A 20,818-nucleotide genomic window follows, 5' to 3' on the forward strand; every position below is an offset into this window, starting at 1 on the left:
CTTATACTTTTTCTTCTTCTCTTAAAGTTAAAACTTCACAACCATCTTTCGTCACTAAAATAGTATGCTCCCACTGAGCAGAAAGAGATCTATCTTTAGTCACTGCTGTCCAACCATCTTTTAAAACTGAAACTGCTCTTTTACCAATATTTATCATCGGCTCAATAGTAAAAATCATACCTTCTTTGATCATCTCACCAGTACCAGCTTGACCATGATGCATAACATGAGGAGGCTCATGAAAACTTGCTCCTATACCATGCCCACAAAAAGCATCAACTATTGAATAGCCAAATTTCTTGGCATGCTTCTCGATAACTGCACCAATATCACCAAAATGGTTACCTGGTTTTACTACCTCTATACCTTTCCATAAGCACTCATGTGTAACTTCAACTAGCTTTTTAGCCATTACTGACGGCTCACCGATCATAAACATCTTACTTGTATCACCGTGATAACCATCTTTTTTAACAGTTACATCAATGTTTAGAATATCACCTTTTTTTAGCTTTTTATCAGCAGGAATTCCATGACAAACAACATGATTTATTGATGTGCATATCGATTTAGGGAAACCATGATAGTTAAGAGGTGCTGGATATGCATCTTGCTCATTGACAATGTAGTCATGACATATTTTATCTAGCTCTCCAGTTGTGATACCTTCTTTCACATATGGAGTAATCATCTCTAAAACTTCTGCTGCTAGCTTGCCAGCAACACGCATTTTCTCAATCTCTTCAGGTGTTTTTATAATTATTTCACTCATATTTCAGTACTAAACTTGTCAAAAACCTAATTCGTTATTATAAACTATCGTATTATGAATATATAGATGCTAAAAAAGTATGTTTGAAAATTATTTAACCTGTCAAGAGTCTTAGATTTTAAGCTTGGATAATATTCATTTTTTCAACAAGTTCCCAAAATATTTTTTTAACAGGCGAGATTAATGCTTCTTTTCGCATTACTACTCCTACAGATATTTCTGGTAAACCACTTGTTTCTATTATATTTACAGATTTAGACAAGTGACTATGCTTAAGTATTACCTCTGGTAAAATTGAAGTACCTATCCCTGAAGCGACTAATGATAGAATAGCCTCATTACCATCAACATCACCATATATTTCTGGTTTTAAATTTTGCTTATCAAACCATTCATCTAAATTACTACCTCCGATATAGTGAGCAGGTCTTATAAATGGTATCTTTTTAATAGCTTGTCTCAAATTTTTGATATTTTTTATAGCTGGAGCGATCATAACCATCCTAGTGGTTAAAACTTCATTAACGCGAAAGTTATCAGGAATATCTTTTGAAAGAATTGCTATAATTACATCTGTAGTATCTTCTTCAAGCTGACTAGTACAATTTTTTATTGATCCAGTAGTTAGCTGTATTTTGATACCTGGATAGCTTATATGTAGTTTCTTAATAATCTCAGGTAATACTACATATGATGCTGTTACTGTACAAGATATTCTGATATCACCGACTATCTGTCCTTCTTTAGGGTGTAAGATACAATTCAAGTCCTCATATTTTTGTAGCATTTCTTTAGCAAACTGATAGTAAATTCTACCTGCATCAGTTAGGCGAATATTCCTATTATCTCGTTCAAAAAGTATTACCTCCATCTCTTGTTCAATACGTTGAATAAGACGAGTTAAAGCTGATGGTGTCAGAAAGCATTTTTCACTTGCTCTACCAAAATGTAAGGTTTCAGCCAATACTCTAAAGGCATTTAGTTCTTTTTTATCAATCATATGTACTTTTTATTGCACTTTATGCAACAAATAATTGCAAATTTTTCACTTTATTTCAAGACATACTTTCTGTAGATTTATAATTAGATTTACGATAAAAGAGCTAAATACTGGAGAATATTATGAAAATTCAAAGTAACATTTTTGAAGTTAAGGAATACAACTTAGGCGGTCACAATGAGACTATTGTTGCAGGTGGTCGTCATTTATTTGAAAAATTACCTCAGGCATTTGAAGGAATCAAACAAATTGGTGTAATTGGCTGGGGATCTCAAGGTCCAGCGCAAGCACAAAACTTACGCGACTCTTTAGAAGGAACTGATATTAAAGTTAAAGTTGGTTTACGTGCAGGTTCAAGCTCAGAAAAAGAAGCAGAAGCGGTTGGTTTTACTAAAGAAAATGGTACTTTAGGTGAGATGTTTGATGTTATTAAAGAATCAGATATGGCTATTATATTAATATCTGATGCTGCTCAAGCTAAACTTTATGATAAAATTTTTGAAGCTGTAAAACCTGGAGCAACTTTAGGCTTCTCGCATGGTTTCTTGATTGGCTTTGCTGAAGGTATCAATTATAAAATCAGAGATGACATAAATATCATCGCAATGTGTCCTAAAGGTATGGGACCTTCTGTTCGTCGCTTATATGAGCAAGGCAAAACAGTAAATGGCGCTGGTATTAATAGTAGTATTGGTGTTTATCAAGATGTTAATGGTAAAGCGACTGAGCAGGCTCTAGCTTGGGCTATCGCTTGTGGTGCTCCATTTGTATTCCCAACAACTATGGAAATGGAGTATCGTTCAGATATTTTTGGTGAAAGAGGTGTCTTACTTGGTGGTGTGCACGGTATCATCGAAGTACTTTATCGTTACTTCACTGACAATGGTATGGACAAAGAAGAGGCTTTCCGTCGCACTGCTGAAGCAATCACAGGACCAATATCTAAGATCATCTCAACTCAAGGTTTGAGAAAAGTATATGAAAGCTTAGAAACCGCTGAAGATAAGCAAAAATTCGAAAATGCTTATAATGCTGCTTATACTCCTTTATTTGACATCTTAATTGAGTGTTACGAGGATGTTGAAAGTGGTAATGAAATCCGTTCAGTTGTATTGGCTGGTGCACGTCATGATCGCCTACCAATGGGTAAAATCGATAAAACCGAGCTTTGGAAAGTTGGTGAGAAGGTAAGAGCTGAACGTGATCAGCATAAAACTCCTATTGATCCGATTACAGCTGGCGTATATATCGCTTGTATGATGGCTCAAACTGATGTTTTAGTTCAAAAAGGTCATGCTTACTCTGAAATTGTTAATGAGTCTATTATTGAAGCTGTAGATTCACTAAACCCATACATGCACTTCAAAGGTGTTGCTCATATGGTTGATAACTGTTCAACTACTGCTAGACTTGGTTCACGTAAATGGGCGCCTAGATTTGACTACAACTTAATGCAGCAAACTATCCCATGTATTAATACTAAAGCAGGTGCAGACGCTCCTTTTGGGAAATTTGCTAACCATCCAGTTCATGAAGCTTTAGCAGTTTGTTCAACTTTACGCCCTTCTGTGGACATAAGTGTTGTAGAATAAACATTAGTATAAAAATCAATTCTTAAAATCTCATGCAAATTAAAGAAGCTCAACACACTATAGATAAGCTTTTTAAAAATATTTCTCATCCAAGATTAGCTAGTTTTATTGCTCTGACTGAGGAGGTTGGTGAACTAGCTAATGAAATTATGCAAAAAGAAATCTATGAAGAAACTTCTAATAATGAAAAGATCAAATTAGAACTAACTGATGTACTAGTTTGTGTCTTTGAAATTGCAAATCTATACAATATCGATCTTGAGTTAGAGTTTGAAAAGAAAATACAAAACCTAAAACCACGAGTTAAGCAATGGCAAAGCGCTAGTAAACTGCTTAAATCTAAAAGGGAAAAGCTAGATTAAGTATAACTGTTGTAGTTTAAGTATTATTATTTTATATCTAGCTATATCTTTTATAATATTTTTGTACTACACTAGGAGTGTAAGGATAGAAAATTTTCAAAAGTTTAATTTTCATTATATTAATTTCAGTTTTTGCTTAATCTCATAAATTGTCATTTCATATAGTCCATACATAAATTAATAGCCTTAAGTGGCTATATAGAAATAACCAAATAAAAATTAAAGAGAATAGAAATGGATAATAAATCACAAGGTACAGTAAAATTTTTCAATGACCAAAAAGGATTTGGTTTTATAACTCCTGAAAATGGTGGTAAAGATGTATTTGTACATATATCAAAACTAAATGGCGAAACAATCCTAGAAGGCCAACAAGTTACTTTTGAAACTCAAGAAGGTAGAAAAGGCCCTGAAGCTATAAATATCGAGGTACTATAATGCCAAGTATTAGAGTAGACGAACGTAAACCTTTTGATATTAGTTTAAGAAACTTCAAACGTGCTTGCGAAAAAGCTGGAATCAAGCAAGAGCTTAGAGATAGACAGCATTATGTTAAGCCAACTGAAAAAAGAAAAATTGCTAAGAGAGCAGCTGTAAAAAGAGCTAGAATTGCTCAAAGAAGAGCTTTCGCTTAATTTATCTTTTACTCAATTCTTTACTTAAACATTCATTTATATTTCAAAATATTAAATAATTCATATTAGGCTGAATGCTTTTTTAGTGTTTTATACAGGCCTTACTTATCAAACTTCTGTATAACCCATAGAGGACCTATTAGTAAAAATTGGATATCTTTTAAGAAAGACGGTTTTTTACCTTCTAAATGATGACCATAGAATTGTAAAGCCCAACCAATTATAAATATAAGTAGCGAAATCAATAAAATATCTGGAATAATAGTTGCTACGCCAAGCATAATTAAGCTTGCCACTAACATAATCCAAGCATATCTAAAAGATAATGAGAAATAAAAACATAATGCTAAGACTATCAAAATCAAAGCTAACCAAAAACTGATCGAATATAATATCCCAATAATTGAAAAAGTAATTGCTGGAACGCAAATAGTATGAATCTTTTGATTTATAGGATTTTTGTGACTCAATGAGTATTCATATAGCCAACTTTGTAAATCACGTTGCATAAGTAATTATTTTAATAATAGCATTATTAAAAGTTTACATTAAAAATAATCTTTTAAAATAGATGTCTGTTACTTTGTATCTTTTATCCTATAAATTAGGTGATTTGACAAAAATCTAATAAACAGTCTTCTTTTGTTAACTTAAAAATCAATCTCTCACGTAAACTATCTTTTTTATAAAGACTAGCTCCTAATTTTTCAACCGCTTTCTGTGAACGGAAATTCTCAACCCAAACATCAAAAAATACAGTTTCAACAAAGTTAAATGCATAGCTAAGCATTAACTTTTTAACATTCTTATTTAGTTCAGTTCCCCAATATTTTTTCGCATAAAACGTATAACCTATCTTTATTGATAATGTAACAGAATCATACTCATAATATCTTGTAGAACCGACTAACTCATCTTTATAGTAGATCAAATAACAATTTTGAGGATTATTTATTCCACTATCAAAAAACTTCTTAAATACTTCCCTTTTATATCTTAACCTATCATCATGCTGGTACCAAATTTTAGGATCACTGGCTACTTTAAATAACTTATCAAAGTCATCATTTTGCATTACTCGAAGACAAATATTTTCATAAGATAATAATTTACTAAAGTCCATATAATCAGATACTTTTTTATATATTTTATTATTAAATAATAAACTACTAAAGACTTTTGTAAGCTTTAGCAAAGGATTTTTCAAAGAATTAAATTTTAAAATATTTAATAGATAGTAAAAGGCTATTCAACAGTTACAGATTTAGCTAAATTTCTAGGTTGATCAACATCTGTACCTTTAATTATTGCAACATGATATGAAAGAAGCTGAAGAGGTATTGTAAATACTATTGGCGCACTAAAGTCATGACCACCATCTAACTCCAGTACAATACTATTATCAAAATTAACTCTATCCTTAATTGCTTTATCAACAAAAAGTATTAATTTACCACCTCTTGCATGAACCTCTTGAAGATTTGAAAGAGTTTTATCTAATAAATCATCATTAGGTACTACTGCCACTATTGGCATATTTTTATCAACTAAAGCTAATGGGCCATGCTTTAGCTCCCCAGATGGATAGGCTTCTGCGTGAATATAAGAGATCTCTTTAAGCTTTAAAGCCCCTTCTACAGCTATAGGAAAATATAAGCCTCTTCCAAGGAAAATCGTATGCTCTTTATCTGAGAAGTACTCGCTTATTTCATCTATTTCAGGGTCAAGTTTTAAAGCTCCCATCACTAAAGCTCGAGTATTTTTCAGCTCTTGTGTGTATTTTGCAATCTCTATATCTGTTAGACTATTTCTAAGCTTAGCCATAGCTAATGTAAAGATCGCTAATGCTATTAACTGAGTAGTAAATGCTTTGGTAGATGCGACACCTATCTCAACACCTGCTTTTGTCATAAATGCAATATCAGACTCTCTTACTAGTGAGCTATTTGGTACATTGCATATACACATGCTTCCAGCATAGCCTTGCTTTTTACTTTTTCTAAGTGATTCTAAAGTATCCGCTGTCTCACCTGACTGAGATATACTGACAAATAATGAACCATCTACAACAACGTTATCTCGATATCTAAGCTCACTTGCAATCTCAACACTACAAGGTATCTTTGCATACTTTTCTATCCAGTATTTAGCTGTCATACCAGCATTATAACTTGTACCACATGCAACTATACAAATATGCTTAGTTTTCTCAAATAACTCTTTTGCTCTATTATCAAAGTTTTCTAATGTGATTTCATTATCATCTTTTAATGATGCTAAAATCGTATTTGAAATAGCCTCAGGTTGCTCGTATATCTCTTTAAGCATATAGTGCTTATAACCATCTTTTGATGCACTCGATGATGAATAGTTATACTCTTCAACTTCAAGATTTTTCGGAGCCCCTTGAGCATCAAAGACATCGACATCATCCTTAGAAACTATCGCTATATCACCTTCATCAAGATAAGAGAATTTATTTGTTACAGGTAATAAAGATAAAGCATCTGATGATACAAAATTCTCATCAATTCCAACACCTATTACTAAAGGTGATCCAGAACGTACTGCTATAATCTTATCAGGAAAGTTTTGTGATATGATTGCTAAAGCATAAGCGCCTTTTAGTAAAGCTATAATACGCTTAATATTTCCTATTATAGATTCTTGGGCACTCCACTCTCTATCTAATAAGTGAGCAACAACCTCTGTATCAGTATCTGACTTAAACCCATAGCCATCTGCTATTAATGATTTTTTAAGTTCAGAAAAGTTTTCTATAACACCATTATGTACTATACAAAAGTTCTCTGATGCATGAGGGTGAGAGTTCTCTTTTGACGGTTTACCATGAGTTGCCCATCTTGTATGTGCTATACCTATGTTTCCTTTGAAATCTGCTAAAGAGTGTACTGATTTCTCAAGCTCTACAACCTTACCAACTTCTTTACATATATCTATATTTTTTTGACTATCAATTACAGCTAAGCCCGCTGAATCATAGCCTCTATACTCAAGCTTTTTTAAGCCTTCTATTAAAATGTTTGTAACATTTCTTGTCGAATTTGCGCCAACTATTCCACACATAATAAAATCCTATTAACTATATTATTTATCAGTTTTCTTTACAGGTCTTTCCCAGCTATCAATATGACGTTGTCTAGCTCGTGATATTGCTAAATTATCCGCAGGTACATCTTTTGCGATTGTTGATCCTGCTCCAACAGTAGCACCTTGACCTATACTCACGGGAGCCACTAATTGAGAGTCCGAACCAATAAATGCATAGTCTTCAATAATAGTTTTATGTTTATTTACTCCATCGTAATTACAAGTAATAACTCCAGCGCCTATATTACAATTTGAGCCTATTTCACTATCACCAAGATAAGTTAAATGTGATGCTTTTGAGCCTTTACCAAGAACCGTTTTCTTTGTCTCAACAAAGTTACCGATAACAGCACCTTCTTTTATATCACATTCTGGTCTAACTCTCGCAAATGGACCAACAATAGCTCCTTTTCTTATAATAGAACCATCAACCATGCTATTTGCTTTAATTTTCACATTATCTTCAATAGTACAATTCTTTAAGATACAATTTGCGCCGATAATAACATTATCGCCAAGTTTTACATTACCTTTAATAATAACATTAACATCAAGCCAACAGTCTTTACCAACATCTAAATGACCTCTTACATCAAATCTATTCGGATCCGCAATACTAACACCCTTAGCCATAATTCTATCAGCTATAGTTCTTTGCCAAGTTCTTTCAAGATCTGCAAGTTGTTGCCTATCATTAACACCTAATATTTCAAATTCATGAATAGGATGAGTTACATTTATAGATAAACGATCATTCTTAGCGAATGTAACAATATCTGTTAAATAATATTCTTTTTGAGCATTATTTGCTTGCAAATTAGGTAACCATTTTTCTAGGAGATTTTTATGCGCACAATAAATACCTGTATTTATCTCTTTTATTTGACGCTGTACATCATTTGCATCTTTCTCTTCTACAATCTCAGATACAGCACCAAACCTATCTCTTACAATTCTTCCTAGACCTTTAGGATTTTCAACAAAAGCAGTTAAAACACCTAAATCATAATCATGAGTTGTTGAAACAAGATTATCTAGAACCTCTGCTGATATTAAAGGAACATCTCCATATAAAATCAAGACTTTCTGACTTTTCAAATGTGGCAGTGTTTGTAGTACGGCATGGCCAGTTCCTAATTGCTCTTCTTGATATACAAATGTTATATTTCTGCCATCTAAGACACTCTCAACCTGTTCTTTTAAATGCCCTGTTACAACAACAATATTATCTGGATTTAATTTTTCAACAGATTCAACCACATGTGTTATAAGTGGCTTACCTGCAAGTGTTTGTAAAACTTTCGGTTTGTTTGAGTTCATTCTAGAACCTTTACCTGCCGCTAAAATTACAACTGATAAACTCATAATATAAAAATCTCCCTACTATTTATTTTTATAATAGTTTTCTAGTAAAACCGTGATAATTTGATAGTGATCTTCTAGCATTCTATCACACATCTCATTAAGAATTGACCTTATAGGAATCCATTTAGCATTTTTTGCATCATCTGCTGCTTTAATATCAGGTAATTCGGACCATTCCTCAAGTACAAATAATCCTACATGGCTAATTGTTCTACCCCGAACTGATCGAGATGGGTAATCAAAAACCTTCTCGCATCTTTTTGCTATTGCTAATTGCTCAACTGTTAGGTCAATATTTGTTTCTTCAAACAACTCTCTAACAATTGCTTGTGATACCGTTTCTGTATACTCTAAGAAACCTCCTGGTAATGCCCAGAGATTTTTACCTGGAAAACCATTTCGCTGTACTAATAGTATATGATCATTTACTATTACTAAAGCATCTACAGTTACTAGAATTGGTTTATATGGTGCGGACCTCCATGATTTCTTATATTCTATGACATAATTATTTTCTAGTACTAAATCATAATATTTTTGTGTTTTCATAAAATCATTAAGAAACTTGTATGTAGCTACATTAGGATTTTCGCTACACATGTAATCAGACTGAATAAGACCTTTATAGAATTCTAGCCTAAAATCTGTCGCATTATAGTTTTTATAATTATCAACGGCAATAAATCCCCATTCAGGAAAACTTTCAAGGTAATAGCTAGAGTCATCTTTCATATGTCCAACAATAGCAACTGTTTGACCACTCTTGGTATGTTTAGAAACATTTCTACGTAGAGCTTCTTCCCATTTTTGTTCTGCATAAAAGAAATCTGCTAAAGGTTCAATCATAACTCTAGACAAATCAATTCCTGAGACTTCTAAATCCGCTTCAATCATAAATTTTCTTTGATCGAATGAGAAAGGATTTTTAATATTAGGAGCATTAAAAGAGCTACCAACATTTATAACTATTTTTTTACTCTTTGAAAGAGCAACTAAAATATTATGCAAATGTCCTTTATGGAAAGGTTGAAACCTCCCTATAAATACTGAAATATCATACATTTTATTACCTATGTATTTAATACTTGAGGTTGTGTATTACTATCATAAACAGTACTACCTGAAGGTGCTGTTAATTGAGTATAGTCCTGACCTGATTGAGGTTTTTTCTGCTGTGAGTTTGCTTTATCCATAGTTCTGTCATATGAACTAAAGAAAGTTCCTTTTTTGAACGACTCTGAAATACCACCTAAACCATGTCCACTAGTTTTTGTGTCTGCTTTTAATGAACCTAACTCTGCTTCTGTCTGCTTAACTATTTTGATATTAGCATCACTTTCAAGCTTAGTCTTATTCAAGGCTTTACGTATCTCACTTAATAACCTAACACTCTGGTTTATATGATCTGGAGCTAGCGTTTTACCATCGCCTGTAAACACAGCATCGACTTTCACTAAACTAGACAGATCATCAACTTTACGAGCTTTAATCACAAATATTAAATTCTTTTTAATATCTTTAACTCTTATTAAATTACCTGCTAATATCTCATCTTTTACTGATAGCAGCTTATAATCTTTTGGCCTTTTTTTGAAATATTCTTCAAGTAAGTTTAGAGTTATTGCTATAGGCTCTCTAAATACTAGCTTTAATGCTCCTGTATTATCATAAAGGACGCTTATTGAAACTTGTGCAATCTGATCATCAATAATTTTAGCCATATCAAACTTATCAGAATAATTTGCAGGCAACATTTCCTTCTGCGCTTCACTTACCTGTGATTTAGCATAATTATTATTTCCTTCTGGAAGCTTAAGTGCTGGTTTTATTGCATTACCATTTAAACCTGATGGTATTTTTAAAGGCTGCTCTTCTTTAACTTGGACTCTTGCATAATCATACTTTCTATTTCTAAATGGTGCACCACTTACAGTTTCTGATAGATTTTCATATGAAAAATCATTATCAACACTATTTGTTGAACAGTCTTGCAATAGAAAAGCAAAGCCTAATATTACAAGTATTTTTGATATATTTTTCATTATTTTAAATTCATATGATTTGAATGATTAAGTTAGCTAAATATTATAACACAGTGATATACTAATATATAAAAAGCTTTTAGTAATAAACACGAGTGTACCTAATGAAAGATAATTTATTTATATTTTTACAATATTTATTACCACATGGTTTAACATCGCGATTAGTAAGTAGGCTTGCAGAATCAAAAAATAAAGCTGTGAAAAACTACTTAATTAATTTAGCTATAAAGAAGTTTAAAATAAATATTGATGAAGCAAAAGAAACTAATCTTGATAATTACTCATCATTTAATGACTTCTTTACAAGAGAATTAAAAGATGGCGTAAGGCCTCTAAATACAGACTCAACTGTTTTTACATCTCCTGCAGATGGTGTTTTAAGTGAGTTTGGAAGTATAGAAAATGGCACTCTTATCCAAGCAAAAGGAAAGTCTTTCACCTTAGAATCATTAATAGCAAATAGCTCTAAGACAGAATTTACAAAGTTTGCAACAGTTTACTTATCACCTAAAGATTATCATAGGGTTCATATGCCTATAGATGGTAAATTAACAAAAATGGTTTATATCCCAGGTAAGCTGTACTCTGTTAATAAATTAACTACAAGTAAAATAGATAACTTATTTGCTAAAAATGAACGATTAGTTTGCTATTTTGATACACAAATTGGTGAAGTAGCTGTAATTTTTGTCGGTGCTCTTTTGGTTGCTGGTATTGAAACTGTATGGCACGGTAAAGTTGCCCCTAGTTACTATAGGAATATCCAAACTTGGGATTATAATAGTAATGATTATAATATTAAATTTAAGAAAGGCGACACGATTGGTTGGTTCAACTATGGATCTACAGTTATTATCCTTACACCTGGGGATAAAGTGTCTTTTAACTTTGAAGAAAATAATTCAAATATAAGTGTTAATCAAGATTTAGCTTTTATAGTAGAATAAAGATTCACATTTATCCAACAACGACTAAATATATTTGTTTTTGTAAGATTATCAGACTTACACTCATTAACATAAGCTACTTCTCTATTAAGATCAGCACTATCTTCATTTAATCTAAATCTAGGTGGCAATTTAATATCAAATCTTTTTGCCCATTTTCTAATTGTCACATGCTTAAAGCCTAAAACTTTTTCAGCATCTTGATAACTTAGTCCTTCTCTTTGACACTTTAATAGCATTTCTCGTGCTGAACACTTAAATTTATCTTCAACTATCTGTTCAAAGTTTCCTGAATATTGATTTGCCATAAAATTGAGCCTCCTTTAATTTATAATTAAAAAGTATATGACTCCCCCCAACAAAAAATGTATTCTTTATTATCCATAACAACAAGCTTTATACAGCAAAATATTAAATTAAAAATTAATATTTTTTTAAAAAACTAGTTATTCATTATCGAATACTATGTATTATCAGTCACATTATCTAATTATATTATTTAATTGAAATAACACTTCATTCTCTTATAATTAAAAATTAATTTTAAAATAAGGAATTATAATTATTTTTCCATATTTTTCACTTATAATCAATATTAATTTAATTTATTAATAATTTTTATCAAATTTTAATTAATTTAATACTAATATAAGTATAATTTAGAAAGCTTGCTTAAATATAAATATTGATTAGTTCTTCATATTAGCTTCTATAACTAATATAATCATGTACAGCATATTTAATTAATCTTAAGAGCATGGATATAAATCATATTTTAATAACTATATTAATGGCAGGTATTCCATTGATATTTGCTATAACAATGCATGAGGCTGCTCATGGGCTTATAGCAAAATTACGTGGCGATAATACCGCATATAACCTTGGTAGAGTTACTTTAAACCCAGTTTCACATATAGATCCGATTGGTACTCTATTATTACCAGGGATAATGCTATTATCATCTATAGCTGCGGGATTTCCGTTTATATTTGGATGGGCAAAGCCTGTACCTGTAAACTATAGCAACTTAAAGAAACCTAGACTAGATATGGCGTTAGTTGCTTTAGCAGGACCTCTAGCGAACTATATAATGGCAATATTATGGGCTGTAGTGGCAAAGTATATAACTTTACATCCTTATGTACAGGGTATGGCTTTTTATGGCATCATGATAAACATAGTACTAATGATTTTAAATCTAATACCTATCCCTCCATTAGATGGAAGTAAGATTATAATAGCTTTTTTATCACCATCATTAGCATTTAAATACAACAGTATACAAAGATATGGTTTCTTTATTCTACTTGCTTTAATAATTATTCCATTTAATGGTTCAAACTTATTATTCTATATTATGAAACCATTTATCATAGCAATTACGCATATTGTCCAATTTATAGTTTTCTAAAATATAAGTTAAAATTTAGTTTTCATCTTTTACTTCAAATAACATACATCTTGTATATCTTAGATCTAATAATCCTATACATTAGAACTAAAAGAATAAATTAAGTATAATAAAATCATGCATAGACTTAGGATAAAAAACCACATGCTAAAGCGAACTAAGTTTCTAATATTATTTTTTTTACTAATAACCTCTATTAATGCTTACTGTTATGGTAGCACACCGCCTAAAAAACCAACTATTGTTTATGTGACAGCATTTATTACAGATATTCAAAACCTAGATGAGGTAAATGAACAGATTCAGATTGATGCTATATTTAAGTTTAAATGGCATGATTCAAGACTAGCATTTGATCCTAAAAAAGATGGACAAGAATATAAGAACTATCAAGGAAATTTTCAATATGATGAAATTTTTGAAGGATGGCGACCTCAGATATCGATAATAAATGAAATTGGAAGTCCTCAAATAAAATCAAGACAGTTGAGAATCTATCCAAATGGTGATGTGGTATACACAGAGCAAAGAACTTTAGCACTAGAAACTCCTATGCAACTAAGAAAATTCCCATTTGATAAACAAAAGTTAAGTGCCTATATTATACCATTCGGCTACAATGCCAATGAAGTACAATTAAAAGTAGATCCTGATTATAAAGTCACAGTTAAAGACTATATTAAAGATCACCCTAATGTTAATATCGCAGAATGGCAGCTTAGAAATTTTAATCTCGAAAGTAGTACACCTGTTAAGCAATACTATGGTAAGCCAAGTAAAATATCTATGCTTACATTTAATATATCTCTAGAAAGAAAACCTGTAAATATTTTACTAAAAGTTTTAGTTCCTTTATCTCTATTAGTACTAGCTATGTGGGCCGTCTTTTGGATGGATACAAAGGCTCTATCAGATAGGTTAAATATTTCATTTATTGGAATACTCTCGGTCATTGCCTATCAGTTTTTAGTTGAAGGAGAAATGCCTGATATTGATTATCTAACATTTACTGATGGGTTCTTATTACTATCATTCTCAATACTATTTTCTACAGTATTAGAGAGTCTGATAGTATATTGGCTTGTTAAAACAAATAAACAGTCTCTAGCAAGAAATGTAGATATCTTTTCAAGAGCTGCATTTCCACTGACCTATATTGGCCTAATAATCTTTCTTTACCTTGTATACTTGCGTTAAGATCTCAAAGGAGTAATATTACATAATACATTAAAAATGCTATTATAGATATGACTAGATTAAGCAAAGCTTTGAAAATCATCTTAACAACTTTAATCTTGTGTAGCTCCGTATATGCAGCTAATAATCAAAATATTAACTCCCAAAAATCAGTAGATTCAATTATTAAATCTCTTCAGGAACAAGTCAGTAATCTTCAGATAGAAGCTGATAAAATTAGTAAACAAGATAATAAAAAACAGCAACCATCCTTTGTAATGTACAATAATGTTGTTGTTCACCATAACTCTAATGAAAACCAATATATAAATTAAAATACAGACTCATCAATAAAAATTCTTGGAAAGCTAATTTTTAGACTAAATTTTGGAATAACTTTAAATCGTTCTCTTCCTTAGAAACAAGACATCCACCATAGCTTTTAGAATTTTCATAAATTTCTTTATTACAATAGTCTACTATTTCCTTGCTTAATTCATCAACTTTTTGAGAATTATAAGAACTATCATCAAAAATAATAGTAATAGCTTGTTTTGGAGATAACGGCATAAAGAATCTATTATAGCCATTTCTTATCATAACTGGATTTGTAGAAGTAATAAAATTTTCATCAGTATTATTATTCATAATAACTATATGAGACGACTTTATGTTAGTAAGATAATTTTCACCTAATAAAATTCCAAGAAACCAGTAATGCCTTTGATATATCTCTTTTTCTATATCATTTTTACACCATTTATCTAAAAAAACTTTCTTAGCATGATCGGTTCTATAAAACTGATGCACGACATATCTTACAATTGATTCTTTAAATTTCAAAATTATTTCATAATCTATAAAGTTAGCTTTTGCTATTTTTATTAAAGGATTCATAGCTTCCTCTATTTGACAATACTCATTCTCAATAGCATTTGAATTAAGCTTTTCATTATTCCTACTATGATAAACAAACTCAAAAATAACACATAACTTCCTCATATTATCATTAGGTTGAATATTATTAATAATTGACGAAATATATTTATAATCCTCTTGATTTATAGGATTAGCTTTGTATCCATCTATTACCATTCCTAAACTTTTAGCATTATTTTGTGCAATCTTCCCTGTTTCTGTAATATAGAACAACTTGTCATTTGAATTACACCAAGCTTTAAGATAATAAGTTTGGATTTGATGATGCTTTTTTTTAAGATCTTTTTGAGAATTTAACTGTTCATAATACAGCGACACATCATTGAAATTTTTCATTATTATATAAATAGATATTAATTAACCAACTATTTAAATAATATCACAAAATTAGAGTCCAGAAACGAAAAAGCCCCGCTTTTTAAGGCGAGGCTTTTAATTGCTTATCACGATAAGTCTTTGATATGGAATAAGATGGCGACTACCTACTTTCACCTGGGCAATGCCAGACTATCATCGGCGTATTGTAGTTTCACTTCTGAGTTCGGAATGGGATCAGGTGGTTCCTACAAGCTATCATCGCCAAAACTGTGTTTTGGGTTATATATCTTATAAAGATATTTAACAATTCAGCATAGAAATAGACTTAAGTCTCTCGGATCATTAGTACTGGTAAGCTTCATACATTGCTGTACTTCCACACCCAGCCTATCAACGTCGTAGTCTCCAACGTTCCTTACTAGTTTAAAACTAGAGAGATCTAATCTTGAAGGAGGCTTCCCGCTTAGATGCTTTCAGCGGTTATCCCTTCCGAACGTAGCTACCCGGCAATGCTTCTGGCGAAACAACCGGAACACCAGTGGTTCGTTCACTCCGGTCCTCTCGTACTAGGAGCAACTCTTCTCAAATCTCTAACGCCCACGGCAGATAGGGACCGAACTGTCTCACGACGTTCTGAACCCAGCTCGCGTACCACTTTAAATGGCGAACAGCCATACCCTTGGGACCTGCTTCAGCCCCAGGATGTGATGAGCCGACATCGAGGTGCCAAACTCCTCCGTCGATATGAACTCTTGGGAGGAATCAGCCTGTTATCCCCGGAGTACCTTTTATCCGTTGAGCGATGGCCCTTCCATACGGGACCACCGGATCACTAAGACCTACTTTCGTACCTGCTCGAGCCGTCACTCTCGCAGTCAAGCGCACTTTTGCCTTTATACTCTTGGCATGATTTCCGACCATGCCGAGTGCACCTTCGTACTCCTCCGTTACTCTTTGGGAGGAGACCGCCCCAGTCAAACTACCCACCATACACTGTCCTCGAATCTCTCCTGAGTTAGAACTCTAAATATTCAAGGGTGGTATTTCAAGGACGACTCCACAATCACTAGCGTGACTGCTTCAAAGTCTCCCACCTATCCTACACATAAATATTCAAAGTCCAGTGCAAAGCTGTAGTAAAGGTTCACGGGGTCTTTCCGTCTAACCGCGGGTACACTGCATCTTCACAGCGATTTCAATTTCACTGAGTCTCTGGTGGAGACAGTGTGGCCGTCGTTACGCCATTCGTGCAGGTCGGAACTTACCCGACAAGGAATTTCGCTACCTTAGGACCGTTATAGTTACGGCCGCCGTTTACTGGGGCTTCGATCCAGAGCTTCGCTTGCGCTAACCCCTTCAATTAACCTTCCAGCACCGGGCAGGCGTCACACCCTATACTTCATCTTACGATTTAGCAGAGTGCTGTGTTTTTGATAAACAGTCGCAGCCACCTGGTATCTGCAACCCCCAACAGCTCAAAGAGCAAGTCTTATCACCATCAAGGGCACACCTTCTTCCAAAGTTACGGTGTCATTTTGCCTAGTTCCTTCACCAGAGTTATCTCATAGCCTTAGTATTCTCTACCTACCCACCAGTGTCGGTTTAGAGTACGGTCGCTTATACAATATACTTAGAAGCTTTTCCTGGAAGCTTGGTATCAATAGCTTCGTCAAACAAGTTTGACTTCGTCTCGTACCTCAGATCAACAAGATGCCGGATTTGCCTAACATCTCTACCTACATACTTTCACCTGGACAACCATTCGCCAGGCCTACCTAACCTTCTCCGTCCCTCCTTCGTTCATATAAGCGGCACAGGAATATTAACCTGTTTCCCATCGACTTCACTCTTCAGCTACGCCTTAGGGGCCGGCTTACCCTACGTTGATTAACATTGCGTAGGAATCCTTGGGTTTTCGGCCAATAAGAATCTCACTTATTTTACGTTACTCATGTCAGCATTCGCACTTCTGATACCTCCAGCAAACTTCTCAATTCACCTTCATCGGCTTACAGAACGCTCCCCTACCAATATATACTATATATTCCGCAACTTCGGTGCATAGCTTAGCCCCGTTAAATCTTACGTGCAGGCCGACTCGACCAGTGAGCTATTACGCTTTCTTTAAAGGGTGGCTGCTTCTAAGCCAACCTCCTGGCTGTCTGGGCCTTCCCACTTCGTTTCCCACTTAGCTATGACTTGGGGACCTTAGTTGGCGGTCTGGGCTGTTTCCCTTTCCACTACGGACCTTAGCACCCGCAGTGTGTCTCCCGTGATTGAACTTCATCGTATTCTGAGTTTGCATCGAGTCAGTAAGGTCGTAAAACCCCCATCGTCGAAACAGTGCTTTACCCCAATGAGTTATACACGAGGCACTACCTAAATAGTTTTCGGGGAGAACCAGCTATCTCCGTGCTTGATTAGCCTTTCACTCCGATCCACAGCTCATCCCATAATTTTGCAACATTATTGGGTTCGGTCCTCCAGTTGGTATTACCCAACCTTCAACCTGGCCATGGATAGATCGCGCCGGTTTCGGGTCTACTCCTAGCGACTATTCGCCCTATTAAGACTCGCTTTCGCTACGGATCCCTTATTCAGTTATCCTCGCCACTAAAAGTAACTCGCTGACCCATTATACAAAAGGTACGCAGTCACATTACTAAATAATGCTCCTACTGCTTGTATGCAAGCGGTTTCAGATTCTATTTCACTCCCTTTATAAGGGTTCTTTTCACCTTTCCCTCACGGTACTAGTTCACTATCGGTCATTCAGGAGTATTTAGCCTTGGAGGATGGTCCCCCCATATTCAGACAAGGTTCCACGTGCCCCGTCCTACTTGTTCGTATGCTTAGTTCCACTGTGATTATTTCGTATACGGGACTATCACCCTCTATCGTCAAGCTTCCCAACTTGTTCTACTATAATTACAGCTAAATCATACCAGGCTCTTCCCACTTCGCTCGCCGCTACTATGGGAATCTCAATTGATTTCTCTTCCTAAGGGTACTTAGATGTTTCAGTTCCCCTCGTTCGCTCTACACTCTATGTCGAGTGAGTACCTAGCTTGTGCTAGGTGGGTTCCCCCATTCGGAAATCTCCGGATCAAAGATTATTTACCATCTCCCCGAAGCTTATCGCAGATTATCACGTCCTTCATCGCCTCTGAATGCCAAGGCATCCACCGCTTGCACTTATTCTCTTAAGTCTATTTCTATACTAAATTGTTAAATATCTCTATCTTCATGCAAATAAAATAATGGTGGAGCCAAGCGGGATCGAACCGCTGACCCCCTGCGTGCAAAGCAGGTGCTCTCCCAGCTGAGCTATGGCCCCAAAAAAACTGGTGGGTCTGAGTAGACTCGAACTACCGACCTCACCCTTATCAGGGGTGCGCTCTAACCAACTGAGCTACAGACCCGTATTCTATTTACACTAAAATATATTATCTACAAACACTAAGCTAAATCATTCAAATCAGAGTTAAAGCTTATTTCTATTTTTTCGTATTTCCGTTAAGGAGGTGATCCAGCCGCAGGTTCCCCTACGGCTACCTTGTTACGACTTCACCCCAGTCATGAATCACTCCGTGGTAAACGCCCATTCGTTAAGCTATCTACTTCTGGAGCAACCCACTCCCATGGTGTGACGGGCGGTGTGTACAAGACCCGGGAACGTATTCACCGCAGTATTCTGACCTGCGATTACTAGCGATTCCGACTTCATGCAGTCGAGTTGCAGACTGCAATCCGGACTAAGAGTACCTTTCTGAGTTTCGCTCCAGCTCGCACCTTCGCAGCCCTCTGTAATACCCATTGTAGCACGTGTGTAGCCCTGGTCGTAAGGGCCATGATGACTTGACGTCGTCCCCACCTTCCTCCGCCTTGTCAGCGGCAGTCTCAATAGAGTACCCAACTTAATGATGGTAACTATCAATAGGGGTTGCGCTCGTTGCGGGACTTAACCCAACATTTCACAACACGAGCTGACGACAGCCGTGCAGCACCTGTCACTGCGTTCCCGAAGGCACCAATCTATCTCTAGAAAGTTCGCAGGATGTCAAGACCAGGTAAGGTTCTTCGCGTTGCATCGAATTAAACCACATGCTCCACCGCTTGTGCGGGTCCCCGTCAATTCCTTTGAGTTTTAGCCTTGCGGCCGTAGTCCCCAGGCGGAGTACTTAACGCGTTAGCTGCGCCACTAGATCCTTTACACCGAATCCAACAGCTAGTACTCATCGTTTACAGCGTGGACTACCAGGGTATCTAATCCTGTTTGATCCCCACGCTTTCGTCCCTCAGTGTCAGTATTGGTCCAGAATGTTGCCTTCGCCATTGGTGTTCCTTCTGATCTCTACGCATTTCACCGCTACACCAGAAATTCCCCATTCCTCTACCATACTCTAGTTTGCCAGTATCAAATGCAGTTCCAAGGTTGAGCCCTGGGCTTTCACATCTGACTTAACAAACCACCTACAGACCCTTTACGCCCAGTAATTCCGATTAACGCTCGGACCCCCCGTATTACCGCGGCTGCTGGCACGGAGTTAGCCGGTCCTTATTCTTTGGGTAACGTCCTTCTCATAAGCTATTAACCTATAAGCTTTCCTCCCCAACTAAAGTGCTTTACAACCCTAGAGCCTTCTTCACACACATGGCATTGCTGGATCAGGGTTTCCCCCATTGTCCAATATTCCCCACTGCTGCCTCCCGTAGGAGTTTGGGCCGTGTCTCAGTCCCAATGTGGCTGATCATCCTCTCAAATCAGCTATAGATCGTAGCCTTGGTAGGCCCTTACCCCACCAACAAGCTAATCTAACGCAGGCTCATCCATCTGCGGCAGCACAAAGGCCACCTTTAATCCGCAGATATTATGCGGTATTAACAGTCGTTTCCAACTGGTATCCCCCACAGATGGGCAGATTCCTACGCGTTACTCACCCGTCCGCCACTCGTCAGCAAGAAGCAAGCTTCTCCTGTTACCGTTCGACTTGCATGTGTTAAGCATGCCACCAGCGTTCAATCTGAGCCAGGATCAAACTCTTCAGTTTAATTCTCAAATTCTGACTCTAACTACTGATACTCAAATTCTTTAACAAAGTGTTTGTATATAATATATCTATTAAATATCTCAAAAGCCTT

At 35.1% G+C, this 20,818-nt stretch carries 18 protein-coding genes, 2 tRNA genes and 3 rRNA genes; 8 read left to right on the forward strand and 15 right to left on the reverse strand.

The window, feature by feature from the left end:
- Position 1: 1 nt before the first annotated feature.
- Complete coding sequence (gene map, locus FIP56_RS08410) at positions 2–772, reverse strand: type I methionyl aminopeptidase (protein ID WP_192578478.1); 771 nt, start codon at positions 770–772, stop codon at positions 2–4.
- Between the two features lie 118 nt (positions 773–890).
- Positions 891–1,772 (reverse strand): HTH-type transcriptional activator IlvY, encoded by an 882-nt coding sequence (gene ilvY / locus FIP56_RS08415; protein WP_192578479.1) that lies wholly within the window; start codon positions 1,770–1,772, stop codon positions 891–893.
- Between the two features lie 122 nt (positions 1,773–1,894).
- Here ilvY and FIP56_RS08420 point away from each other — a divergent pair, with 122 nt between their 5' ends.
- The 4 genes from FIP56_RS08420 (at position 1,895) to rpsU (ending at position 4,361) form a co-directional block, all read left to right on the forward strand.
- Positions 1,895–3,364, forward strand: coding sequence for a ketol-acid reductoisomerase (locus tag FIP56_RS08420; RefSeq protein ID WP_209451837.1), 1,470 nt, complete (start codon positions 1,895–1,897; stop codon positions 3,362–3,364).
- A 32-nt stretch (positions 3,365–3,396) separates the two neighbouring features.
- Entirely contained in the window at positions 3,397–3,726 is a 330-nt protein-coding gene (locus FIP56_RS08425; RefSeq protein ID WP_192578480.1) for a MazG-like family protein, read from the forward strand.
- A gap of 234 nt (positions 3,727–3,960) precedes the next feature.
- A complete protein-coding gene (locus tag FIP56_RS08430; RefSeq protein ID WP_072713134.1) occupies positions 3,961–4,164 on the forward strand; it encodes a cold-shock protein in 204 nt (67 codons plus the stop codon).
- Positions 4,164–4,361: a 30S ribosomal protein S21 gene (gene rpsU / locus FIP56_RS08435; protein ID WP_192578481.1), complete on the forward strand. Its 198-nt coding sequence runs from the start codon at positions 4,164–4,166 to the stop codon at positions 4,359–4,361. The genes FIP56_RS08430 and rpsU overlap by 1 nt, the downstream gene beginning before the upstream one ends.
- A 101-nt stretch (positions 4,362–4,462) precedes the next feature.
- Here the strand turns inward: rpsU and FIP56_RS08440 are convergent, their stop codons facing one another.
- The 6 genes from FIP56_RS08440 to FIP56_RS08465 form a co-directional block, all read right to left on the reverse strand.
- On the reverse strand, positions 4,463–4,870 hold the full coding sequence (locus tag FIP56_RS08440) for an Mpo1-like protein (protein WP_192578482.1): 408 nt from the start codon (positions 4,868–4,870) through the stop codon (positions 4,463–4,465).
- A gap of 95 nt (positions 4,871–4,965) precedes the next feature.
- Positions 4,966–5,484 (reverse strand): GNAT family N-acetyltransferase, encoded by a 519-nt coding sequence (locus FIP56_RS08445; protein ID WP_192578483.1) that lies wholly within the window; start codon positions 5,482–5,484, stop codon positions 4,966–4,968.
- Positions 5,485–5,606: 122 nt separating this feature from the next.
- The gene (gene glmS / locus FIP56_RS08450) at positions 5,607–7,448 is read right to left on the reverse strand and encodes a glutamine--fructose-6-phosphate transaminase (isomerizing) (protein ID WP_192578484.1); all 1,842 of its coding nucleotides are present in this window, start codon (positions 7,446–7,448) and stop codon (positions 5,607–5,609) included.
- A gap of 21 nt (positions 7,449–7,469) precedes the next feature.
- Positions 7,470–8,837, reverse strand: a complete 1,368-nt coding sequence (gene glmU, locus FIP56_RS08455) for a bifunctional UDP-N-acetylglucosamine diphosphorylase/glucosamine-1-phosphate N-acetyltransferase GlmU (RefSeq protein WP_192578485.1) — start codon at positions 8,835–8,837, stop codon at positions 7,470–7,472.
- Positions 8,838–8,855: 18 nt separating this feature from the next.
- Complete coding sequence (locus FIP56_RS08460; RefSeq protein ID WP_192578486.1) at positions 8,856–9,899, reverse strand: bifunctional nicotinamide-nucleotide adenylyltransferase/Nudix hydroxylase; 1,044 nt, start codon at positions 9,897–9,899, stop codon at positions 8,856–8,858.
- A gap of 8 nt (positions 9,900–9,907) precedes the next feature.
- The gene (locus tag FIP56_RS08465) at positions 9,908–10,879 is read right to left on the reverse strand and encodes a hypothetical protein (RefSeq protein ID WP_192578487.1); all 972 of its coding nucleotides are present in this window, start codon (positions 10,877–10,879) and stop codon (positions 9,908–9,910) included.
- A gap of 104 nt (positions 10,880–10,983) precedes the next feature.
- Here FIP56_RS08465 and asd point away from each other — a divergent pair, with 104 nt between their 5' ends.
- Entirely contained in the window at positions 10,984–11,829 is an 846-nt protein-coding gene (asd, locus tag FIP56_RS08470) for an archaetidylserine decarboxylase (RefSeq protein ID WP_192578488.1), read from the forward strand.
- Here the strand turns inward: asd and FIP56_RS08475 are convergent.
- Positions 11,802–12,137 (reverse strand): hypothetical protein, encoded by a 336-nt coding sequence (locus FIP56_RS08475; protein WP_192578489.1) that lies wholly within the window; start codon positions 12,135–12,137, stop codon positions 11,802–11,804. The two genes, asd and FIP56_RS08475, sit on opposite strands and share 28 nt — an antisense overlap.
- 449 nt (positions 12,138–12,586) lie before the next feature.
- Between FIP56_RS08475 and FIP56_RS08480 the strand changes: the two genes are divergently transcribed.
- The 3 genes from FIP56_RS08480 (at position 12,587) to FIP56_RS08490 (ending at position 14,754) form a co-directional block, all read left to right on the forward strand.
- Positions 12,587–13,243, forward strand: coding sequence for a site-2 protease family protein (locus FIP56_RS08480; protein ID WP_192578490.1), 657 nt, complete (start codon positions 12,587–12,589; stop codon positions 13,241–13,243).
- A 144-nt stretch (positions 13,244–13,387) separates the two neighbouring features.
- A complete protein-coding gene (locus FIP56_RS08485; RefSeq protein ID WP_192578491.1) occupies positions 13,388–14,440 on the forward strand; it encodes a ligand-gated ion channel in 1,053 nt (350 codons plus the stop codon).
- A 50-nt stretch (positions 14,441–14,490) separates the two neighbouring features.
- Positions 14,491–14,754, forward strand: a complete 264-nt coding sequence (locus FIP56_RS08490; RefSeq protein ID WP_192578492.1) for a hypothetical protein — start codon at positions 14,491–14,493, stop codon at positions 14,752–14,754.
- Positions 14,755–14,794: 40 nt separating this feature from the next.
- Here the strand turns inward: FIP56_RS08490 and FIP56_RS08495 are convergent, their stop codons facing one another.
- The 6 genes from FIP56_RS08495 to FIP56_RS08520 all read right to left on the reverse strand — a co-directional run bounded on the left by FIP56_RS08495 (position 14,795) and on the right by FIP56_RS08520 (position 20,727).
- A complete protein-coding gene (locus tag FIP56_RS08495; RefSeq protein WP_192578493.1) occupies positions 14,795–15,694 on the reverse strand; it encodes a DUF4238 domain-containing protein in 900 nt (299 codons plus the stop codon).
- Positions 15,695–15,827: 133 nt separating this feature from the next.
- Positions 15,828–15,942: ribosomal RNA gene (gene rrf, locus FIP56_RS08500) — 5S ribosomal RNA — on the reverse strand.
- A 55-nt stretch (positions 15,943–15,997) separates the two neighbouring features.
- Positions 15,998–18,885: ribosomal RNA gene (locus FIP56_RS08505) — 23S ribosomal RNA — on the reverse strand.
- Between the two features lie 52 nt (positions 18,886–18,937).
- A tRNA-Ala gene (locus tag FIP56_RS08510) sits at positions 18,938–19,013 on the reverse strand.
- Positions 19,014–19,021: 8 nt separating this feature from the next.
- Positions 19,022–19,098: transfer RNA gene (locus tag FIP56_RS08515), tRNA-Ile, on the reverse strand.
- 95 nt (positions 19,099–19,193) lie between these two features.
- Positions 19,194–20,727 (reverse strand): 16S ribosomal RNA (locus FIP56_RS08520).
- Together the 16S, 23S and 5S rRNA genes with 2 tRNA genes alongside form the textbook arrangement of a ribosomal RNA operon.
- Between the last annotated feature and the right edge of the window lie 91 nt (positions 20,728–20,818).

Source organism: Francisella sp. LA112445 (assembly GCF_012224145.1).
Taxonomy (GTDB): Bacteria; Pseudomonadota; Gammaproteobacteria; order Francisellales; family Francisellaceae; genus Francisella.

Excerpts from the sequence above, each read along its gene's own strand:
- FIP56_RS08485 (WP_192578491.1), top strand. The coding sequence starts at position 13,388 with ATGCTAAAGCGAACTAAGTTTCTAATATTATTTTTTTTACTAATAACC.
- FIP56_RS08420 (WP_209451837.1), top strand. The coding sequence starts at position 1,895 with ATGAAAATTCAAAGTAACATTTTTGAAGTTAAGGAATACAACTTAGGC.
- rpsU (WP_192578481.1), top strand. The coding sequence starts at position 4,164 with ATGCCAAGTATTAGAGTAGACGAACGTAAACCTTTTGATATTAGTTTA.
- FIP56_RS08430 (WP_072713134.1), top strand. The coding sequence starts at position 3,961 with ATGGATAATAAATCACAAGGTACAGTAAAATTTTTCAATGACCAAAAA.
- FIP56_RS08475 (WP_192578489.1), bottom strand. The coding sequence starts at position 12,137 with ATGGCAAATCAATATTCAGGAAACTTTGAACAGATAGTTGAAGATAAA.
- ilvY (WP_192578479.1), bottom strand. The coding sequence starts at position 1,772 with ATGATTGATAAAAAAGAACTAAATGCCTTTAGAGTATTGGCTGAAACC.
- FIP56_RS08480 (WP_192578490.1), top strand. The coding sequence starts at position 12,587 with ATGGATATAAATCATATTTTAATAACTATATTAATGGCAGGTATTCCA.
- FIP56_RS08490 (WP_192578492.1), top strand. The coding sequence starts at position 14,491 with ATGACTAGATTAAGCAAAGCTTTGAAAATCATCTTAACAACTTTAATC.
- FIP56_RS08460 (WP_192578486.1), bottom strand. The coding sequence starts at position 9,899 with ATGTATGATATTTCAGTATTTATAGGGAGGTTTCAACCTTTCCATAAA.
- FIP56_RS08440 (WP_192578482.1), bottom strand. The coding sequence starts at position 4,870 with ATGCAACGTGATTTACAAAGTTGGCTATATGAATACTCATTGAGTCAC.
- glmU (WP_192578485.1), bottom strand. The coding sequence starts at position 8,837 with ATGAGTTTATCAGTTGTAATTTTAGCGGCAGGTAAAGGTTCTAGAATG.
- FIP56_RS08495 (WP_192578493.1), bottom strand. The coding sequence starts at position 15,694 with ATGAAAAATTTCAATGATGTGTCGCTGTATTATGAACAGTTAAATTCT.
- FIP56_RS08465 (WP_192578487.1), bottom strand. The coding sequence starts at position 10,879 with ATGAAAAATATATCAAAAATACTTGTAATATTAGGCTTTGCTTTTCTA.
- FIP56_RS08425 (WP_192578480.1), top strand. The coding sequence starts at position 3,397 with ATGCAAATTAAAGAAGCTCAACACACTATAGATAAGCTTTTTAAAAAT.
- glmS (WP_192578484.1), bottom strand. The coding sequence starts at position 7,448 with ATGTGTGGAATAGTTGGCGCAAATTCGACAAGAAATGTTACAAACATT.
- map (WP_192578478.1), bottom strand. The coding sequence starts at position 772 with ATGAGTGAAATAATTATAAAAACACCTGAAGAGATTGAGAAAATGCGT.
- asd (WP_192578488.1), top strand. The coding sequence starts at position 10,984 with ATGAAAGATAATTTATTTATATTTTTACAATATTTATTACCACATGGT.
- FIP56_RS08445 (WP_192578483.1), bottom strand. The coding sequence starts at position 5,484 with ATGGACTTTAGTAAATTATTATCTTATGAAAATATTTGTCTTCGAGTA.